Below are 19,686 nucleotides of genomic sequence, written 5' to 3'. Positions count from 1 at the left end.
CCGGCCAAAGCATGATGTAGTAGCCCTCGTATTCGCCACTCTCGCAGGTGAAGGTAGAAGGAGTTACAAAGTTGACGAAAAACGAATCGACGGAACCATAGGTGCGGTCCTGAAGCACGCCTTCACCTGACACATAGTCATAGGTGTCGCCGTAAGTGAGGTATCCTGAGTTGAACCAGCCGTCCCAGTGTTCGTAATAGCCGTAAGCGCTTGTAGCGCCTACGAGCATCACCGCTATCGCGGCGATGAGCAGCGCTTTTGTTGTTTTGGACATGATGTCCTCCTATGTTTAGGTTTGTTTTTAGATATTCGGGGGTTCCTGTATTCCCCCAATACCCTCCTCATAAGCCTATTGTAAAGAAAAAGGGAACTTTGTCAAGTGGTTTGAAGACAATTAAAATTTAATATTATAATGCGGTATCGAATTTCTAAACCGCCCGAACTCCGGGCTTATGCTTCTAATCCTATGTCGTATGTAGGAGAATTATCGCAGCAGAACGAACTTTACACGCTCGACGCGGTCGGGGAAGCGAATCACCGCAAGGTAAATGCCCGCGGCCATGCGGCTTACGTCCAACTCCGCCTGTGCCGCCCCCTGGAGGGTCAAAAACTCGGCTTCAGGAATCTCCCTAACCCTTTCCCCTGAGATCGTATAGATTACAACGCTTTTGGCCCCGTCAAGCGGGGTAAAACGCACAGGTAGCCCTAAAGAAATATAGCAGGGATTTGGATAAACCGATACCTTGACAGATACCGAGTCTGTATAGGGAGGCAGAGCAAAAAGCGAGATCCCACCCCCGAGCGTCCCTACCGCAACACGGCCGGTCCGATCAACGTCAAGCCAGCTGTACTCAAAGCCTGGGATAAGCGGACTCTTGTATGAAGAGATAAACTGCCAAAGCGCCCGAGAAGTATCGTAGGCGGTACCCGCAGGGTCGTAGACTACCAGCCCATCGTTCTTGCAAAGGAGGTAGATCCTCCCCCAGGGATCGCGATCAACCGAAACAAGATCGCTCTCAGGAATCGGCGAGTTTGAGTCCTTATACCACACCGTCTCGTCAGGAGTCCAGTGAAACGCCCCTTCAGGGGAGACTCCCCATATACCCCCAGAACCATCCAATGCTATATCCCGCACCTGCTGAATCGGAACCTCAATCACGAACTCACCACCTTCAAGCTGCTCTGTAAAATCCGGTGGATGATAGGCCACAAGTCCGGCATCGGTCCCGGCCCACACCGTGCCTGAAGAATTAAACTCAAGCGACCATACAGGCTCGTAAGCCCACGAGATAACCGCCAGTTCGGTTAAATCTGAAGAAAGCACACTCATCTGTTGAGCGTTAAAGTGAGAAACCCAGATACGATCCAGGGGATCTACCGCCAGCCAAGCAATTATGTTCAAATCCACCCCCTCACCCCAGGAATACTCATCCCACTCATCCGTTGATGGGTCGTAACGAACAACACCGTTTGTTGACCACCACGAACCGAACACAATCCGTCCCTTCGAGTCAACAGCGCTCACCTTTGTGGAGTTGTTAATGGGAATGCTATCGTTAGTATAAAGATTTTCCCAGCCCTCCTCCCCATCTTCAAAGTAACGCGTCACCCCGCGCGTGCCATGAGTCATCCAGAGATTATCACGGTCATCCAGCAGAAGATGCCAAATAAAGTTGGAGTTGAGTCCAGAGCAATCGAAGCTTTGCGACCCATCCCATCTCACTCTCCATTCTCCATCCCAAACTATAAGACCATCACCCCAGTTGCCTCCTGCTTGACCAAGGCCAATCCATACACGCCGCCAGTCATCAACCTCTACCACCTGCATGCGGCGGGCCCAGGTAGATTTTACACCCGCAGGGGTATCTATCCAGAAACCCAAAGTCTCCAAAGAATCAACTGATTCGCGATAACGAAACAGCCGTTTATACACGCCAGTCCCTGAGGCGGACGTAACATAAATCGTATCGCCCGCATGCGCAAGTGAAGTAACCTTAGGCAAGGTATCCTGAAGTAGAAAAACGTCGTGAAAAGCAGCGCTCGACTCCACATACCTCGACACCCCCTTGGATGTCAACACATCCAGAGAATCTCCCGGATCAAGGTCACGTATATCTTTAGACAGCAAACCGCTGGTAATACTAAAACTTTCAACGGATCCAGTAGATGGTATGTAACGTATAAGCCCTTCATCTGAGCCTATCCATAGGTCTCCCTTAAACCAGCACATCCTAGGTGCAGAACGGTTGCCAAGGGGCGGGATGGGAATCCTGGTATCATCATCCAAGAAAGCAGGCGTACCCCTCATTAAGATAAAGAATACCCCGCTGGGTGTACCAACGGCAAGTGTGTCCCCGTTAAGGGCGAGCGAAAGGACGGGGCCGTCAACCTGGGGATGAGGTAAGGCTTGATCGGACTCAGGATCGATCAGGGCCAATCCATCCTCCGTGGCAACCCACAACTCGCCTGAACTAACCAATGCCAGGCTTCGACAAACGTTGTGCGCAAGCCCGTCGGTGTTGGTAAAACTGCGGGTAAATGCGGAATCTGCAAGCGAAAAGAACCGTACCCCGCCGTTCGTGGCGCACCACGCACCGTCCTCAACAGGCGCAATATCGTAGATAAGGTTAGCGTTGAGCAAACTCCTCCACTCAACCTGATCCAAATTTATGCCCAAGATAAGATAAAGCAGTAAAGCTAGCATCGTCTACCCCCTTGTTAGGCTAAAGACTTTCGTAAACATTCTAAAACCCTCATAAAGACTAAAAAATCTCACCCTAAGATTACTCCTGAAGCTTTTCCAGTGCGGTTTGGGCACGCATCCCGAAGGGATCGTTCTCACCGCGCTCGGCGATGATAGCGGCAAAGATAACCTTCGCATCCTCCGGGCGTCCAAGCTGAATGTACCCCTCACCAGCCTGGAACCAGCTCTCAAGCCCCCATTGATCCTGGGGAAACTCCTCATGGCACTGCAGGAACAAGGCAACCGCCCTCTCAAGACGCTCAGGATCAGCGAACGCGGCGTAAGAACGCGCGGTCCAGTAGAGAAGCCGAGGGCGTTCTTCGGTCACAAGCGGGGCTGCACGCTCAAAGTAGGTGATCGCCTGAGAGAACTTGGAGCCATAGTAGGCTGTAACCCCAAGCTCCATGTACCACTTCCCGCGTTCTTCAGAGGATGTGGCCTCTTCAGCCAGAATCTCAAAGTACTCAAGCGCCTTATCCCACTCCTTCTGCCTGCGTGCTATCTTAGCCAGGTTTTCAAGCGCCAACGGACGTAAGTCAGGTGCCGTGAGCGTATGTCTGTAATAGGAAGCGGAACTGTCAAACTTCTGCTGCATGTAAAACAACGAACCTAACTTGAAATAAACCGCAGGCAAGAGCTCACTTCTTGAGAAATCGGAGATAAACCCTTTGAGGATCCCCATAGCGTCTTCTAGTCTCCCTTGCCTGGCAGCGGCAACCCCACTGTAGTATACAAAGTTCTCGTTCTGCCACAGCGCACGCACATTAGAAAGCGCTGCAAGCACACTGTCCGCCTCCTGGATGCGACCCGAATTCAAAAGATACGCCACCTTTCCCAAAAGAAGCGGTGATTGATCGGTTGCACTCATAATATCAAGCCGCAGCCAGAGCGAATCGGCCTCCGCAAGCCCTCCACAGCGATAAAGGGCGGTGACAAGTTTGGCAAGAATCAAGGTATCGTCAGGATTTCTTGTATGAAGCCTGCGCAACGAAACCACCGCACTTGAGTCCTCCCCTCCAGCGATCTTATACTGGGCTAGGAGGAACTCCGCCTTTGCCATAAGATCCTCGTTCTTGCCTTCTCTCGTAAGCCGCTCCAAAAGATGCCTGCCCAGACGGAGGTGATCGATTAAACCCGCGCCCACGCCTGCCCAGTAGAGATAGGAATCCTTGCGTCCTGCCGGTCTTGCGTGCAACAGATGTTTAATGTCCTCTGGCTTGGCCATCTTGCGCTCAACCTTTGCCACTTCCTTGAAGAACTCGATCTCCTGGTCGTACTCGGCGTCCTGGAGTGCTGCCTGGAAGTTGTCGAATTCGTTGTACTGTCTCAATGCAAAGATAAGATCAAGGGAGCGCTGCCAGAGGTCTGCAGGCAAGGTGGAGAGTTCTTCTGCTATCTTGCGGTAAATTCTTAACGCTTCAAGGTTGCGACCACGAGCTTCTTCCAGGATAGCCAGCTCACGGCAGGCAAGGAAGTAAAGGGTATCGTGCGGAGCCACCGAGAGGATAAGGGAAAGCTTGGCAGCGGCATCGGTTGTATCTTGCGATGCAAGTGAGAGCCGGGCAAGTTCGTAAAGCACCGGGTAGTTGTAAGGACTTTGAGGACGTGTAAGGTAAAGCGTCTCCCAACCGCTCTGCGCAGTCAAGGTGTCTCCACGCGCAAGCTGAACGTAGCCAAGAAGGAAACCTATCTCGTCAGCGTAGCTACCTTCAGGGTAGTGGTCAAGGTAGTCAAGCGCCCTGTCGACCTTCTTCAGGGGATCGCGTATCTCGGTAACAAAAAGATGGTATAAAGCGTCCTCGACCAGTCGATTTTCAGGAAACTGCCAGTAAAGATTCTCATAACGCTCCCTCGCCCGATCCAGAAACTTCACCTTGCCGTCACGGAGGTACAGCCTTTCGTAAGATAATGCGGAGTAGTAAAAGGCCTGCGGTGTGGGGACCGTGTCGAGGAACGCAATCGCACCCTCGTAGTCCTTGGCGTCCTCAAAAAGGACTTTGCCTTTTTCAGAAGAACTTGTTGCCGCGATAAGCTTCTTTAGTGCCGCTTCTGCATCTTTAATCTCGAAGTATCTCAGGAGCTCGGCCTCACGGAAGGCCTCTGAGCGTTCTGAAGCAAACGGTGCGTGTGCAAGGTAATCTTCGTAGACCTCCAAAGCTTCTGCGAACCTTTCCCGCGAACCAAGCAGCCTTGCCCGTCTAAGGATCTCCGCCGAACGCACAAAGGGAGAGGAGATAAGCAGACGTTCGTAAAGTGGATAATGTTCTTTATCCGCCAGGATTTCAAGCGCACGCACGTACTCGTCATAGGTTCTAAACTTTGCTTCGGCCAGTGCCTTTGAATCGAAATCCTGGCCTGCAAGCAAGCGAACCCGTGCCTCAAGCGAACGGTCGTATGAGGAAAAGGAAAGCCTCTTCTGAGCCTCCTCGTATGTCTTTGCTGCACTTCGGTTATTACCCAGGGCGGCAAAGGACTCCGAAAGCGGCAAAAGTGCGTCGTAGCAGCGCTGATTGACTGCCGAGGAGTAAAACTCGCAAGCATCTTCGTAAAGCGCGAAAGCCTCGAAGAGCTTACCAATGGTGTAGGCTTCGGGGGCCGCGATCTGGGAGGGTCTTCCCATTGCAAGCCCTGCCTCAAGAGAGGAAAGGCTGTCGCCGCGTGAAAGCGTGGCCTCGATCTGAAGGGCTGCGATGGTGGCGGCAACCTCAGGATAGGTCTCCTCAAGATCGGCAAGATAGACACGCAAGAGATCGTAGCGCCCGGCGGCAAGAAGCATCTTCGCTCCTACCAGCCTGATGTCAGGGTCGTCTATACTCCTATATAGATCGCGCGCCTTCTCATACTCCTTGCGCTCCTCAAGCTCGGAAGCCAACCTCAACTTTACATCCTGTGAAAGCTCAAACCTAGGATAATCGGCAAACAAGGAGTAGGCCTTACCCGCCTGATTCAGTTCAAGTGCCGAGATAACCGCTTTCCCCAGCGCCTGCGGCGCAGGGTCTGGGGCGTCTCTAAGATGGCGCTCAAGATAGCGCAGCGCTTTGTCGTAACGGGCAAGCTCAAACGCGGACTGCCCGGCAAGTAAAAAAGCGCTGTCCACCGCGTCGAACTCCGGCTCCAGAAGCAGCTGCTCCATCGCGTAGAGGGTTGGGCCATAAAGACCGTTGCGATAGGCCGCCACCGCCTGGTCAAAATCCTCCCGCAGTGTGGTGGCTATAAGAAGAAACAGAAGCGCGGTCATCTCGACTATGGCCCCTTTATGCCGTCAACATCCCGCCATCCACGCGTATAACCTGGCCGGTGATGTAGGAGGCGTCATCTGAACATAAGAACCGCACTGCCTTTGCCACATCCTCAGGGGTGCCGAATCTTTTAAGAGGAATCTGCGTAAGATAGGCGTCCTTTATATCCGCAGAGAGCACATCGGTCATAGGGGTCTGGATAAACCCTGGAGCTATGCAGTTTACTGTGATATTTCGCGCGGCAAGCTCTCTTGCCAGGGATTTGGAAAAACCTATGAGTCCTGCCTTGGATGCGGCGTAGTTGGCCTGCCCAACGTTACCAGTCTGAGCAACCACAGATGAGATGTTAACTATGCGTCCCCAGCGCGCCTTGAGCATGGGCCGCAGAAAAGCCTTGCAAACGTTGAACGCGCCTGTGAGGTTCACCTTGAGAACCAACTCCCAGGCAGCGGCGTCCATGCGCATGAAAAGGGTGTCACGGGTGATGCCTGCATTGTTGACAATAATGGTGATCGGCCCCTCTTCTTTCTCGACTTTTGAGGCAAGCTCAGTCATCTCTTCAAAGGAAGATACGTCGGCCTTGTAGCAGTGGGCCTTGCCCCCCTCTTTTTCAATCAGGTCTTTAGTCTCGGTAAGTCCTTCCTCGTTCAGATCCAGGAGCACAACCGGATAGGATTTAGCCAACTGGACTGCAATGGCCCGCCCGATCCCTACCGCCCCGCCGGTAATCAAAGCTCGTCTTTCTTCGTTCAAAGCTCCTCCTAACGCAAAAGGGTCATCTTTGCTTTGTTTCGCTCCACCACCCTTGAACCCTCTAAGGTCTCAACTATATAGAAATAAAGCCCTGAGGCAACCGGCCTTCCTGCATCGTTCGTGCCGTCCCAGAAGGCGGTCCGGCTGTAGCGGCTTATCTCGGTAGGTCTTTCGTCAAGGATTCTAACCCGTTTGCCGGCAAGGTCATAGATAAGAACCCTGAAATCCGGATACTGGTCAGCGGCCTTTTCCTCGTCGGTCGGCTCGTAAACGATGGTTACCCGATCGCGCTCGTGAACGTTGAAGGGATTGGGATAGGAGTAAACCCTTCCCAGGAGCACAACACCAATCTCCAGTCTGGCCGTCATCACACTATCCGCCGGAGATATCTCGGTAACCGATGCACCTGAGGGAGCGCCGTCGTAGAACCGGCTTGAGGGGATTGATGAGTTGTTGAACCCGAAGGTGTCATCTGACCAGAGATCCAAAGCCCTGCCAGCGCCGGAGGTAAAGAGATAGTCCGGATCACCGTCCGCCTGCATTATACCGACCAGGGGATTCTCAAGGTCGCTGTTGGTTTCCTTTGATTCATCCACGTGAAGTATCAGAAGCCCGTCACCCGGAAGGCCCTTATCGAACCCGATCCTGCGGCGGTTCTCTATAAGAAAATACTCGCCTCGCCCCACGGATTCAAACGACCAGTCAACACCCGAAGGGTTGGCAAAAATCCTGTAGGCCGAAGGGGACGCTGATGATGTGGGAAACCCTGCATTCTCGACCAGTTCTAATCTGTCTCGCTCAAGCGCCTCCGGCTCAACCCAGCCGAGTAAGTACTTGCACCACGCGCAGAAATGAACCGGAGAGGAACCCGGTGGATCCCCTGCCCAGGAACCCGAAGCCATAAGGCAGAAGTCGCCTAAACCTGCTTTTCCTGCATTAATGCCATCAGTTATATAAAGGTCGGGCAGGCCGAACCCGTGCCCCCACTCGTGACAGAAAACACCGATGTTGGATATCTTGTCCCGAGGTGGATCGGAAAGCTCAGGGTTCATGGTGTAGACGTCTATCTTAACACCATCGTTGGTCTCATAAACCCCAGGCCCACCGTAGTATTCCCAGCCTGAAAGCGAGAACTCGTGAGACCATATGTCGTTGATGGAGTCTCCGGTTTCCTCAGTACCATAGCCAACGTGGATTACGGTAAAGATATCAACGTAGCCGTCGCCGTCGTTGTCATAGAGAGAGTAATCGACATAAGGATCCGATTTCTCACATGCCTCCCAAACCAACAAACCGGCGCATCGAGGGTAATCTCCAAGTCCAGATTTATTGTTCACATAGTAGGTTGATGAGTGATCTGACTCGTAAGGCCCGTAAACCTGACCTTGAACGTCAACCCTGCCGTATGAGACCTCATCGTAGTACTCATGAGCGGTGCCCGGATCCCAGGGGCCATCGAAAAGCATCCGCTGAAAATCTTCGTCGTCATAGGTGGCTTCCACATCGGTATACTCCATCAACACTACAGGGAAGCGCTTCGGCCCTTCAACCACAAGTACCCTCCTATCCTCGGATGGTGCAGGTAGTATGGCTTGATACCGGTTCAATCCCAACTCGCGATACCGCTCCCAAGCCTCATCCGAAAGCTCGACCCCGGCTCGCGGCGGCATCAACCACAGGAATGCAACTATAGCCCCAAATAAGTGCATACAGGTTACTTCTTAGGCTGCTCCTTCTCCTTCATACTGCAGCGACCTTCAAAGAAGACGTTATCCTGGATCACAAGTCCCTTGCAAGTCACATCACCAACAAGGTTAGCGCCGGCGTGCATCTCCACCTTGCCCTGCGAATAGATGTTGCCCTCTATCCTTCCGCCAATGAAAGCATCCCTGCAACGAATGTCCCCTTTAACGCGGGCACTCTCACCGGCAGTAAAGGTGTCGGAGACCGTAATGTTTCCTTCGAGCGCCCCGTCAATCCGCAGGCTGCCCTTAGCCTTAACGTTTCCCGTAATTACCGTGTCTTTCCCAATCAAGGTATCCAGTTTGCCTTCTTTGTTACTCATATGCTCCTCCTTTGTATTCTCGTTTTAGGACGAAGAGGTTGGCGGGGTCTATGGGGGTTCCGTTATGCCGCACCTCAAAGTGCAGATGCGGCGCGCTTGAACGACCAGTATTACCCACGTAACCCACTATCTGATTCATCTTAACCCTTTCTCCCTTCCGCACTATCGCCGACTGAAGGTGGCCATAGAACGTCTCATAGTACTTCCCATGACGGATCTTAAGGTAGTTGCCGTAAAGGCTATCGTAGCCTACCTCTCTTACTACCCCATCAGCTGTGGCAAAAACAGGTTTCCCCTCCGAGGTTGCAAAATCGATCCCAGGATGATGCTTTGAGAAGGGCCGAGTAACCCGAAATCCAACCGTGGGCAAAACCTGGGGATAGAAACCCTCTATCTCCTCCTCTATCTGGGTGGAATCGAGATCGGATGTATCAAGGGTATCGGAGACCCTCTGAGGTATTATAGGTTTGTAGGCAAAGACAAGCTTGGTATAGTCTACCGTATCCGGGGCCTTCTCTATCCCAAGCATTATCCGCAGGCGCTTCAGTTCCTCCTTACCCTCTAAAAGCTCCTGCTTAACTTCAGGCAATCTGGCAAGGGCACCCTCAAGCTGATCGGTACGGTTACGCAACGACTCCACCTCTGCCCAATCTATGAAGGTTTTGAGCGAGAAGACCAGCATGGCAATCACACCTAACACAAATCCCCCTATAGCAGAAAGAATCGCTATTACCGCAGAAAGCGAGTAGGTACGAGCGAACGAACGGTTAGAGTGACTTGTAGTAACGTGGATCGAGACACGCTTGGGGATTCTTGGAGTCATGACCTCACCTTGCCTTTTGCCAACCCTTGAAGAAGTTTACTCAAGGCCTCACAGTCAGAGCCTTCGACACGTTCTATACGTGAACCGGAGTAACGTACGCCCATCCCCAAAGTAATCGCCTGGATCCCAGTTCTGGCTAAGGTATCAGCAGCACTCTCCCCATCTGAGACAAGTCCCTTCTGAAACTTGATACCGATATCAGAAGCAATCTTGGCAACCTCATCTACCCACAAAGACGGTGCGACGCTGTGCTGGGTTCGCAGTAAGATAACCGGGCCCTCCCCAAGCGAGTAACCCTCATTACCCTCATCACAGGGCAGGGCCTCAATAAGATAGAGACGTTCGATATCAAGATCCTCCAACGCAGCAGTAAGTCCTGTAAATTTCAGGTGTCTGCCGGTGTAACACACCAAAGCCACTGCCTGATTCCCTTTGTTTGCCTTGCCTGCTATATCGAGGAGAAGTGCCGCTCCTACTCGATCGGCAAGCGCAGTAGCGAAGTAAGCACCTTTTGATTCTTCAAATTCTGCTTTGGGCACAAGGAATGTGCCCATCTCACCCTCGCCATCGACCAGGCTTTCCGCACGCCAGGATTTCCCATCAGATTCCTTAAACACACGGTAACGATTGCCTCCTTCATCAACTGCCCATCCTTCACCCAGTTTTTCATCCGCAGGAACCGACTTAAGGTGCAGGAATCCCTTCTTATCACGATGTTCAACAACCCAGCCGGGCTGATCAAGATGGGTGCAGAAGACCGGGTAAGGCCCATCTCCCTTACGAGCGATCACATTACCCAAGGCATCTGCGTAAACTTCGAGATTCAACCCCTCGAGATGAGCCCTCACGATCTCTGCAACCCTTGACTCCCGACCGGTTGGCCCGAAAACCCTGCATAACTCCTGCAAAACTTCTTTATTCACAATTTAACCTCTCGCAGTCGCTCCGCGGCGGCCTTAACCAACTCTATTGTGTTTATTATATCCTTGAGGTGAGCTAATGCAACCGGTGTGTGTATGTAGCGGGCAGGTATGGCTACGACCGCGGCGTGCAAGGCTTTAACCCGGACAGCGGCTCCGGCGTCCGTGCCACCTACCAGAGGACGCTTAAACTGCCAGGGAATGCCCTCATGATCAGCACTCCGGCATAGAAGCTCAACCAGACGCTCATTGGCAACCACCGTCCTGTCAAGGATGGTAATCGCCGGCCCCTTGCCCAGGAAAGGTCTGCGTGCAACATCTGCGTCCGTAGGGAGATCGCAGGCACCGGTTCCTTCAAGGACGATCATGATGTCAGGCCGAACCCTGGTCGTTGCCACACGTGCGCCGCGAAGCCCCATCTCCTCCTGAACACTCCAGACAAAGGTTGCTGGGAAGCGGAACTCATGCTTTATTAACTCAGTCAGCATATAGCATCCGGCACGGTCGTCGAACGCCTTAGCCTTCAGGATATCGCCTTGCTGCTCGAAGAGGGTATCGAACCAGATCGGATCGCCAACATCAACAAAGCGCTCCGCCTGATCCTTGGAGGAAGCCCCTATGTCGATGCGAAGATCGGAGATGGGCATAACCTTCTTCGATTCTTCCTTGTCTGAAAGGTGCAAGGGCTTTATACCGATCACCCCTGGGATACCTCCTTTGCCTATCCTCACCCTCTTTGCAGGAAGAACGCGTGGATCGACCCCGCCCAAGGTCATAAACTTTATAAAACCTTGCTCATCGATGCGTTCAACCATCAGGCCGACTTCGTCGGTGTGGGCGGTGAACATGAGATGAGGGCCTTTCTTGCCCTTTCCCTTGGTCATAAAGAGATTGCCTAAGGAATCAACGTGCACCGACTCGGCGTATGAGCCGACCGCCTTGATCAGGATCTCGCGCACCGCATCCTCGTGACCAGACACGCCTGGAGCATCACAGAGTTGCTTCAGGAGCTCCATAGATCCTCCCTTTGAAGCGCTGCACTGAGGAGCTTGAGCGATGACTCCACATCGTCCAGATCAACAACCTCAACCGGAGAGTGCATGTTGCGAAGGGGAATGGAAAGAAGGATCGTGGGGATTCCCTTCCCTGAAATGCTCAAGACATCTGCCTCGGTTCCGGTGGAGCGGGTTAAGGGCTCGAGCGAGTAGGGTATGGAAAGCTCTGATGCGATGTTTCGCATAGTAGCCAGGTGCGATCTTGATAGGATCGGTCCCACACCCAGTACAGACCCCTTGCCCAGAGGGAAGGCGGAGTCCTTCACCTCGTGGTCAGTCCCAAAGGTAGTGTCAACGACCACGGCGAACAAAACGGATTCACCTGATTTGTAGGCGCTTCGACCTGCAAATCCAGCACCGAACATCACCCCTTCCTCCTGGGTGGATGCAAAGAATCGCAGGCGTCCGGGAAGTTTTTTTGAACCAAGTGCCTCGGTCACAAGCAGCGCGAGGAAGACACCGGCCTTATTGTCAAGCCCCACCCCTGTGACCCGTGAACCAAGGAGGCCTGCAGGCTCAAGCCGCCATGTGCAGACAGTGCCCACAGGCACAAGCCTCTTAACCTCTTCTCCAGGTAATCCCACGTCCACATAGAGCTTCTCGGAAGGTATGGGGGCCTTTTGTTCCTCTTCTGAAAGGAAATGAGGCGGCCGCATCCCCACTACCCCTACGAGTTCACGCTTACCCCAGACCGTGAGCTCCTGAGAAGGAGCGATCCTGGGATCTATACCAGGCATCTTAAGATAGATGTAGCCCTCGTCATCGATGCGATCCGCTACGAAGGCAACCTGATCGACGTGCGCTGAGAAGAAGGCAAGCTTATCGCCCTCTCCCAACCCCCAGGAAAGACCTGCAGGGCCAAGGTCTTGCGCTTTGATTCCATGAACGTCAAGGTATTTGACGAGAAACGCCTTCATACGCTCCTCGTGACCTGAAGGTGAGGGGATCTGCAAAAGATCAAAGAGTAGCTCGCGATTCATCTGGATCGGAACCACTCCAGAAGACGATTAAGCTCGTCCTCGTTGGCGTAGCGCAGCTCGATCTTTCCTCCTTTCCGGCTTCGCACCACCCGCACCTTGATACCCAGCTTCTCACTGATAAGCTCCTCAGCAGCCGCGGCAATAGCGTCCTTTCTTTTGCGCCGCTGTGGCATCTTGACCTTTGCCGCCGAGCGCGCTATCTGCTCCACCGCCCTCACGGTAAGACCCTCGGCTACGATGCGGTCGCAGAGCTTGTCTACAAGCGATACCGATGCGATCTGAAGGAGTGCACGGGCATGACCTTCGGTAATGCGGTCTTCCTCAAGTAACTTTCTGGCCTTGCGCGGAAGCCCCAGAAGCCTGAGGGTATTGGCCACGGTCGAGCGATCCTTTCCCACCACCTTGGCCACATCCTCCTGGCTCATCCCGAACTCATCCGCGAGCTTCCTGTAGGCGAGCGCTGCCTCTATTGGATTGAGGTCTTCACGCTGCAGGTTCTCAACCAGAGCCAGGGCAAGCATCTGGCGATCAGTAGCCTTTCGGATGATTGCCGGGATTTCGGCAAGGCCTGCAAGCTCTGCCGCCTTCAGGCGTCTTGAACCGACCAGAAGCTGGTAGCTCGTGCCTTTGCGCCTGACCACGATGGGCTGAAGCATACCGTGTTCCTTGATGGACGCGGCAAGCTCGGAGAGCTCCTGGCCTGATATCTTGCGGGGCTGATATGGGTTGGTGGCGATAAGCTTGATCGGTATCCTAAGGGCCTCCCCTTTCGCTTCTCTTGGTGCAGCTGGGATAAGGGCGTCTATACCCTTGCCCAAAGCCTTCCTAGCCACGGCCAATCACCTCGCTTGCAAGCTCCAGATAGGCTTGCGCGCCGCGGGAGTTGATGTCGTAGTGAAGGATGGTCTGGCCGAAGCTGGGTGCCTCGGCAAGTCGCACGTTGCGGGGAATTACGGTGTCAAAAACCTTATCTTGAAAATACTTGCGGACCTCTTCTGCCACCTGCTCGGAGAGGTTGGTGCGCACGTCGTACATGGTCAGGAGCACCCCGAATATCTCAAGCCCGGGATTAAGTGAGAAACGCACCCGATTCAGGGTATCCAGCAGCTTGCCTATACCTTCAAGCGAGTAGTACTCGCACTGAACAGGTATAAGCACACCTTCAGCGGCAACCAGAGCGTTCACGGTCAAAAGCCCCAATGAGGGCGGTGCGTCCATGATGATGTAGTCGTATTGAGAATCCAGGGGCGCAACCGCCTCACGCAACCTTGAGGCGCGCAGCTCGGTGTCCACGAGTTCGATCTCAAGCCCTGCCAGATCAATAGAAGCGGGGATGATATCCAGGAACCTGACGGCGGTTGGACGGATAGCCTCACGCACGCGGCCAGGTTCGTTCAATACCTCGTATGTGGAAAGCTCAAGCTCGCGGCTGTCTATCCCAAGGCCCGAGGTGGCGTTGGTCTGAGCATCGGCATCAACCAGAAGCACGTGCTTCTCTGCAACCGCAAGTGCTGCCGAGAGGTTGATCGCGGTGGTGGTCTTTCCAACTCCGCCCTTCTGATTGACGATTGAGATCCGCCTCATCGGTTATGTTATTTAATCCTCACCGTTTGTCAATAAAGAGGGTCCCTTGAGCTCGTGGAGGCTGAGAAGCTCCTCAAACGTCATCTCTTTCTGTTCGCCGGTGTGCATGTCTCGCAGGATAAATCGAGCCTTGGCGATCTCGTCCTCACCAACGATCAGCACCCTTTCTGCGTTGCGTGCATCGGCGCGCTTGAGCTTTCTGGAAAGCCCACCGGAGCGGAACTCGGCCTGAACAGAGATCCCTGCCTGGCGCAGCTTGAAGATGAGTTCGAGAGCGTAAGCCGCTGCTTTATCACCCAGAGGAAGGACTAAAAGCGGGATGGATGCCCCGGAGAACTCAAATATATCCTCTCCCCTGCTGGTAAGGAGTGCGCGCTCGATGCCGAAGGCAAAGCCTGTTGCAGGGGTGGGTGGACCGCCAAGCTCTTCGGCAAGGTAGTCGTAACGACCGCCGCCGCATAGCGTATCCTGAGCACCAAGAAGCGTGGACTTGAACTCGATCACCGTTCTGGAGTAGTAGTCGAGCCCCCGAACCATTCGCTCGTTCTCTCCGAAGGGAATCGAGAACCGCCCAAGGCCCTTCTTCACTGCATCAAAGTGTTCCTTACACCCCTGACAGAGGTAGGCACGCTGAGATGGAGTGGACTTCAGAACCTCCTGGCAGCTGGCAACCTTGCAGTCGAATACCCGCAAGGGGTTGCGTTGCATGCGTACCTTGCAGTCCTCACAGAGTTCCTTCTGGTGTTCTGTGAGAAATTGAGTCAGCTTCTCGGTATAGCCGGGCCTGCACTCGCGGCAACCGATGGTATTAAGCTCCAGATACATCCCCTTAATCCCCATCTCGGTAAAAAGATCGTAGCCGAGCTTGATGAGCTCCACGTCGGCCTCAGGCTCTGCCTCGCCCACGATCTCGGCACCTATCTGGGTATGCTCTCTATATCTGCCCTTCTGCGGCTTGTCCTGGCGGAACATAGTCATCGAATACCAGAGCCGGATGGGAATCTTAAGGTGATTCTCAAGGATAGCCCGCATCACCGACGGCGTGCCTTCAGGTCGCAGTGCCAGATCGCGTCCTCCCATGTCGGCAAACCGGTACATCTCCTTGATCACGATGTCCGAGGCCTCGCCTGTGGAGTGCTGGTAGAGCTCTGCTCTCTCAAAGGTAGGTGGAAGGATTGGAAGGAATCCGGCACGGCTGAATCTGTTATATACCAGCTGTTCCAACTCCCGCCTCGCTAATGCCTCGCGCGGCAGGACGTCTCGCGTGCCTTTAACCCGCTCGTAGCGCACGTCTCCTCCTTGCAAATCCTATAAAGAATCCAGCGACGATGCCTGCCTCGTTGGCCGCAAGATCAAGCACAGCAACATTCCTCTGAGGTGCGAGGAACTGCAGGAACTCGCTGGCCGCGCCGAAAACAAGGGCTATCAAAAGTCCCCACCACCCTAAGGATCGGGCGGAGAGGTATCCGAGATAACCGAAAGCGACGGCATGAAGCACCTTATCCAGCGGGAACTTCTGAGGCAGGGCTTCTCTACCTGGAATGAAGGAAAGGGCGATCAAGAAAAGCCCCCACACGATAAGGTAGATGTAATAACGCCGCATCCTATCCCCTTATGATCTCCTTGATGCGCATGAGCCGCGTAAGGTTTCCGCGCTCCATCTCGGAGAGCTTGAGTTTGATGAAGGAGATGGTCTCGGCGGTATTGGGTATAACCACATATTCGAGCGCGTTGACCCGGCGGCGGGTACGCTCGATCTCGGAGGCCAAAAGCTCAAGCGCCTTCTCCTTCTCGGCTAAAAGTACCATCTTCTCCAAAACCGCATAGAGAGACTGTAAGGCCAAATCCAGCTCACCTGAGGTCTCAAGGAATCCGTAACAGCGGATGCGGCCTTGAAGTTTCGGCTTGAAGATAGGGACCTTCACGTTCAGGATGCGGCGGGTGCCCGCTTCGATGGAAAGCTTCACCGCAGGAAGTGAGGTGGCGATGTCTGTAGCCCGCCGATCGCGCTGAGCCTTGGCCAAGGCATATCGGGCAGAGGCTTTTCGGAGTGATGCCTCCACCTCTCTACGCATATCCCTGATCTCATCCACCAACGAGTATACGTTGCGCATAAGCTCCTCGAGCTTGTCTTTTAGGAGTTTGTATCCCCGCTCGGCGATAGCTAATCTGCGGCGCAGTTTGAGGAGTTCCATGCGAGTAGCGTTAACGTTAAGACGCATGCTTCTCCTCCGACTTCTTGAGCTTGGCCGCCGTCTTGTCATAATACTTTTCGAGATACTCATCTCGCACGCGCTTCATCTCGGCACGGGGAAGCATGATCAAAAGCTCCCAGCCCAGATCAAGGGTCTCCTCGATGGTTCGATCCTCGTATTCGTCCTGAGATACGTAGCGGCGCTCAAAGGACTCGGCGAAGCCCATGAACTGCTTATCGATGTCGGTCAAAGCGGCCTCGCCCAGAATCACCGCAAGCTCGGCCGCCTCCTTGCCGCGTGCGTAGGCCGCATATAGCTGGTTAAAGAGGTCGGCGTGGTCCTCACGGGTCTTTCCCGCCCCGATCCCTTTGTCCTTAAGTCGGGAAAGGGACGGAAGCACATCCACAGGCGGTGAGACGTTCTTGTGGTGGAGTGTTCGTGAGAGGATAATCTGCCCCTCGGTGATGTAACCGGTAAGGTCAGGGATGGGATGGGTCTTGTCGTCCTCTGGCATGGTGAGGATGGGGATCAGGGTTATAGAACCCTCCGAACCTTTGATGCGGCCCGAGCGTTCGTAGATGGTGGCGAGATCGGTATAAAGATAGCCGGGGTAGCCGCGCCTGCCCGGGATCTCCTTGCGGGCAGCAGAGATCTCACGCAGGGCCTCGCAGTAGTTTGTGATGTCGGTAAGGATCACCAGAACGTGGTAGTCCTTTGTAAAGGCAAGATATTCGGCAGCGGTAAAGACAACTCGAGGCGTAGCGATACGCTCGATCGCCGGGTCGTCTGCCAAGTTTAGAAACAGCACCGCACGCTCCAGAGCACCGGTGCGGCGGAAGTCGTCGATGAAGAACTGCGCCTCCTCAAAGGTGATGCCCATGGCGCCGAACACCACCGCGAACTCCTCCTCTGCGCCAAGGATCCTTGCCTGCCGCACGATCTGCGCGGCCATCCGGTTGTGAGGAAGACCGGAGCCGGAAAACAGGGGCAGCTTCTGGCCGCGAACCAAGGTGTTCAGACCGTCGATGCAGGAGATGCCGGTCTGGATGAACTCGTTCGGGTAGCTGCGCGCGTAGGGATTGATGGGCAGGCCGTTGATGTCGCGGAACTCTTCAGGGATCAAAGGAGGAGAGCCATCGCGGGGGCGACCGAGTCCATCGAAGACGCGGCCCAGAAGTTCTTCAGAAACGCCCAAGGTAATACCCTTACCCAGGAAGCGCACCCTTGTCTGGCCTATCTCGATACCAGCCGAACCCTCAAACACCTGAATAAGTGCCTTGTCCTTATCTACTTCAAGGACACGCCCCCTACGGCGTTCACCTGAAGGCAGGAAGATCTCCACCAGTTCCTCGTACTTGACGCCTTCAACCCCCTCAACCAGAAGCAGGGGGCCGGAGACCGAGGTGATGGTCTGGTAATCAATAATCCCTCTTAGCTTCTGTTTGGATGCCGTCTTCTCAGTTTTTGTTGAGGGTGTTTTCTGGGGAGTCATGAGGTCACCTCCTCCTTCCTCTTGAGGGAAGAGATGGCTTCAACAACTTCCTCCTCGATCTTTGGTATCCGCTCCCGGTCTCCCTCCGGTATGTATCTGGTGCGTGCAATCTTTTCACGAACCGGCAGTTCGATGAGGTCGTCCAGATCCGCACCGGCATCAAGCGCCTTACGGGCCTCCCGGTAGTAGCGAAGCACTGCTGAAAGCATCTTCGCCTGTTTGCTAAGGCTTGCGTAGGTGTCGATCTCGTGGAAGGCGTTCTGGTGCAAAAAGTCCTCGCGGATGGAGCGCGCCGCCTCCATGATGAGCCGCTCCTTGGGCGAGAGCGCGTCGATTCCGATCAAGCGAACAATCTCGGCAAGCTCATCCTCTTCCTGCAGGAGCCGCATCGCCTCTTTTGAGTCTTCAAGAAACTTCGCACCCAGGGTCTCACGGACGGATTCAGCAACCGAGGGGGTGTACAGCGAGTAGGAGCGGAGCCACGAGATGGCCGGGAAGTGCCTGGCATACGCCAGATTCGCCTCAAGTGACCAGAAGACCTTGACCACGCGCAGGGTCGCCTGAACCACAGGGTCTGAAAGGTCGCCGCCCGGAGGGGATACCGCCCCGATCACGGATAAGGCACCGCGGCGGTCATCAGAACCAAGGCAGGAGACCAGTCCTGCACGCTCGTAGAACTCGGCGATGCGGGCTGAAAGGTATGCAGGATAGCCTTCCTCGCCCGGCATCTCCTCCAGACGGCCTGAGATCTCGCGCATCGCCTCGGCCCAGCGGGAGGTGGAGTCGGCCATAAGGGCTACCGAGTAGCCCATATCGCGGAAATACTCAGCGATGGTGATGCCGGTGTAGACCGAGGCCTCGCGCGCGGCCACAGGCATGTTGGAGGTGTTGGCGATCAAAACGGTGCGCTTCATCAAAGGCTCGCCCGACTTGGGATCGGCTAACTCTGGGAATTCGATCAGAACGTCGGTCATCTCGTTGCCGCGCTCCCCGCAGCCCACATAGATGATCACCTCAGCGTCCGCCCATTTTGCAAGCTGGTGCTGGATAACGGTCTTGCCTGACCCGAACGGGCCTGGAACACACGCCGTCCCGCCCTTGCCCAGGGGGTAGAAGGTGTCGATAACCCGCTGTCCTGTGGAGATAATCTCGTGCGGTGCGTGCTTGCGCTTGTAAGGACGAGGGCGTCGCACCGGCCAGCGCTGCATCATGGTGAGGTTGATTTTCTTTCCATCTTTATCCTTGATGACAGCGACGGTATCTTCGACCGTGAAGGAACCTTTCCTGATCTCGGCGATCTCGCCAGTAAGATCGGGGGGAACCATGATTCGGTGCTCGATGAGAACCGTCTCGGAGACCGTTCCCAGAATATCACCGGCCGTAACCTTGTCACCTTTCTTGACCTGCGGCACAAAGTTCCATTTCTTCTTACGGGAAAGAGCGGGGATTTCGACGCCGCGTGAGATGAACGATCCTGTCCGGGCAGCGATATCTGAAAGCGGGCGCTGAATACCATCGTAGATGGCCGCCACCAGTCCAGGACCGAGCTCCACCGACAAGGGCTCGTGGGTAGGATAGACCGGCTCACCAGGACCTATTCCGCCCGTGTCCTCGTATACCTGGATGGATACCCGCTCGCCCTCAAGGCCGATGATCTCTCCGACCAAACGCTTTTCCGAAACCTTTACCACGTCATACATCCGTGATGTGCCCATGCCCTCGGCAACAACCAAGGGACCTGAGACCTTCAGGATGCGACCGACATCTTCGGCTCTGTTCACTTAACCTCCAAGTAGACGTCCACTCCTATTGCCTTTTTTATGAGTTCTCTTACCCG

The 19,686-nt window shown here is 54.4% G+C and carries 17 protein-coding genes; all 17 read right to left on the bottom strand.

Annotated features, from left to right (window positions below; all coding sequences use genetic code 11):
• On the bottom strand, positions 1-274 hold a 274-nt coding region (locus CEE36_10840; GenBank protein ID TKJ38027.1), incomplete at its 3' end, for a hypothetical protein.
• A gap of 210 nt (positions 275-484) precedes the next feature.
• Positions 485-2,704, bottom strand: coding sequence for a hypothetical protein (locus CEE36_10835; GenBank protein TKJ38026.1), 2,220 nt, complete (start codon positions 2,702-2,704; stop codon positions 485-487).
• Between the two features lie 79 nt (positions 2,705-2,783).
• Positions 2,784-5,981: a hypothetical protein gene (locus CEE36_10830; protein TKJ38025.1), complete on the bottom strand. Its 3,198-nt coding sequence runs from the start codon at positions 5,979-5,981 to the stop codon at positions 2,784-2,786.
• Positions 5,982-5,997: 16 nt separating this feature from the next.
• A complete protein-coding gene (fabG, locus tag CEE36_10825) occupies positions 5,998-6,735 on the bottom strand; it encodes a 3-oxoacyl-[acyl-carrier-protein] reductase (GenBank protein TKJ38024.1) in 738 nt (245 codons plus the stop codon).
• 8 nt (positions 6,736-6,743) lie between these two features.
• Complete coding sequence (locus CEE36_10820) at positions 6,744-8,444, bottom strand: hypothetical protein (GenBank protein TKJ38023.1); 1,701 nt, start codon at positions 8,442-8,444, stop codon at positions 6,744-6,746.
• 5 nt (positions 8,445-8,449) lie between these two features.
• On the bottom strand, positions 8,450-8,800 hold the full coding sequence (locus CEE36_10815) for a cell shape determination protein CcmA (protein ID TKJ38022.1): 351 nt from the start codon (positions 8,798-8,800) through the stop codon (positions 8,450-8,452).
• The gene (locus CEE36_10810; GenBank protein ID TKJ38021.1) at positions 8,793-9,623 is read right to left on the bottom strand and encodes a hypothetical protein; all 831 of its coding nucleotides are present in this window, start codon (positions 9,621-9,623) and stop codon (positions 8,793-8,795) included. Before CEE36_10810 ends, CEE36_10815 begins: the two co-directional genes overlap by 8 nt.
• Positions 9,620-10,546: a hypothetical protein gene (locus CEE36_10805; GenBank protein TKJ38020.1), complete on the bottom strand. Its 927-nt coding sequence runs from the start codon at positions 10,544-10,546 to the stop codon at positions 9,620-9,622. Before CEE36_10805 ends, CEE36_10810 begins: the two co-directional genes overlap by 4 nt.
• On the bottom strand, positions 10,543-11,559 hold the full coding sequence (locus tag CEE36_10800) for a hypothetical protein (protein TKJ38019.1): 1,017 nt from the start codon (positions 11,557-11,559) through the stop codon (positions 10,543-10,545). Before CEE36_10800 ends, CEE36_10805 begins: the two co-directional genes overlap by 4 nt.
• Complete coding sequence (locus tag CEE36_10795; GenBank protein TKJ38018.1) at positions 11,547-12,578, bottom strand: hypothetical protein; 1,032 nt, start codon at positions 12,576-12,578, stop codon at positions 11,547-11,549. Before CEE36_10795 ends, CEE36_10800 begins: the two co-directional genes overlap by 13 nt.
• A complete protein-coding gene (locus CEE36_10790; protein TKJ38017.1) occupies positions 12,575-13,417 on the bottom strand; it encodes a hypothetical protein in 843 nt (280 codons plus the stop codon). Before CEE36_10790 ends, CEE36_10795 begins: the two co-directional genes overlap by 4 nt.
• Positions 13,404-14,162: a sporulation initiation inhibitor Soj gene (locus CEE36_10785; GenBank protein ID TKJ38016.1), complete on the bottom strand. Its 759-nt coding sequence runs from the start codon at positions 14,160-14,162 to the stop codon at positions 13,404-13,406. Before CEE36_10785 ends, CEE36_10790 begins: the two co-directional genes overlap by 14 nt.
• 12 nt (positions 14,163-14,174) lie before the next feature.
• Entirely contained in the window at positions 14,175-15,467 is a 1,293-nt protein-coding gene (locus tag CEE36_10780) for a histidine--tRNA ligase (protein TKJ38015.1), read from the bottom strand.
• On the bottom strand, positions 15,433-15,765 hold the full coding sequence (locus CEE36_10775; GenBank protein TKJ38014.1) for a hypothetical protein: 333 nt from the start codon (positions 15,763-15,765) through the stop codon (positions 15,433-15,435). The genes CEE36_10780 and CEE36_10775 overlap by 35 nt, the downstream gene beginning before the upstream one ends.
• 1 nt (position 15,766) lies before the next feature.
• Positions 15,767-16,384, bottom strand: a complete 618-nt coding sequence (locus tag CEE36_10770) for a V-type ATP synthase subunit D (protein TKJ38013.1) — start codon at positions 16,382-16,384, stop codon at positions 15,767-15,769.
• A complete protein-coding gene (locus CEE36_10765; GenBank protein ID TKJ38012.1) occupies positions 16,374-17,849 on the bottom strand; it encodes a V-type ATP synthase subunit B in 1,476 nt (491 codons plus the stop codon). Before CEE36_10765 ends, CEE36_10770 begins: the two co-directional genes overlap by 11 nt.
• Positions 17,846-19,630, bottom strand: coding sequence for a V-type ATP synthase subunit A (locus tag CEE36_10760; protein ID TKJ38011.1), 1,785 nt, complete (start codon positions 19,628-19,630; stop codon positions 17,846-17,848). The genes CEE36_10765 and CEE36_10760 overlap by 4 nt, the downstream gene beginning before the upstream one ends.
• Positions 19,631-19,686 lie beyond the last annotated feature (56 nt).

The organism is candidate division TA06 bacterium B3_TA06 (assembly GCA_005223075.1).
Classification (GTDB): domain Bacteria; phylum Hydrothermota; class Tepidihabitantia; order B3-TA06; family B3-TA06; genus B3-TA06.
Note: the sequence above shows the minus strand (reverse complement) of the source record. Positions and strands in the feature narration are given on the sequence as shown.

What these genes read in the sequence shown, in the direction of transcription:
- CEE36_10820 (TKJ38023.1), bottom strand. Translation starts at nt 8,444, where the DNA reads ATGCACTTATTTGGGGCTATAGTTGCATTCCTGTGGTTGATGCCGCCG.
- CEE36_10785 (TKJ38016.1), bottom strand. Translation starts at nt 14,162, where the DNA reads ATGAGGCGGATCTCAATCGTCAATCAGAAGGGCGGAGTTGGAAAGACC.
- CEE36_10775 (TKJ38014.1), bottom strand. Translation starts at nt 15,765, where the DNA reads ATGCGGCGTTATTACATCTACCTTATCGTGTGGGGGCTTTTCTTGATC.
- CEE36_10800 (TKJ38019.1), bottom strand. Translation starts at nt 11,559, where the DNA reads ATGGAGCTCCTGAAGCAACTCTGTGATGCTCCAGGCGTGTCTGGTCAC.
- CEE36_10795 (TKJ38018.1), bottom strand. Translation starts at nt 12,578, where the DNA reads ATGAATCGCGAGCTACTCTTTGATCTTTTGCAGATCCCCTCACCTTCA.
- CEE36_10835 (TKJ38026.1), bottom strand. Translation starts at nt 2,704, where the DNA reads ATGCTAGCTTTACTGCTTTATCTTATCTTGGGCATAAATTTGGATCAG.
- CEE36_10770 (TKJ38013.1), bottom strand. Translation starts at nt 16,384, where the DNA reads ATGCGTCTTAACGTTAACGCTACTCGCATGGAACTCCTCAAACTGCGC.
- CEE36_10765 (TKJ38012.1), bottom strand. Translation starts at nt 17,849, where the DNA reads ATGACTCCCCAGAAAACACCCTCAACAAAAACTGAGAAGACGGCATCC.
- CEE36_10815 (TKJ38022.1), bottom strand. Translation starts at nt 8,800, where the DNA reads ATGAGTAACAAAGAAGGCAAACTGGATACCTTGATTGGGAAAGACACG.
- CEE36_10830 (TKJ38025.1), bottom strand. Translation starts at nt 5,981, where the DNA reads ATGACCGCGCTTCTGTTTCTTCTTATAGCCACCACACTGCGGGAGGAT.
- CEE36_10810 (TKJ38021.1), bottom strand. Translation starts at nt 9,623, where the DNA reads ATGACTCCAAGAATCCCCAAGCGTGTCTCGATCCACGTTACTACAAGT.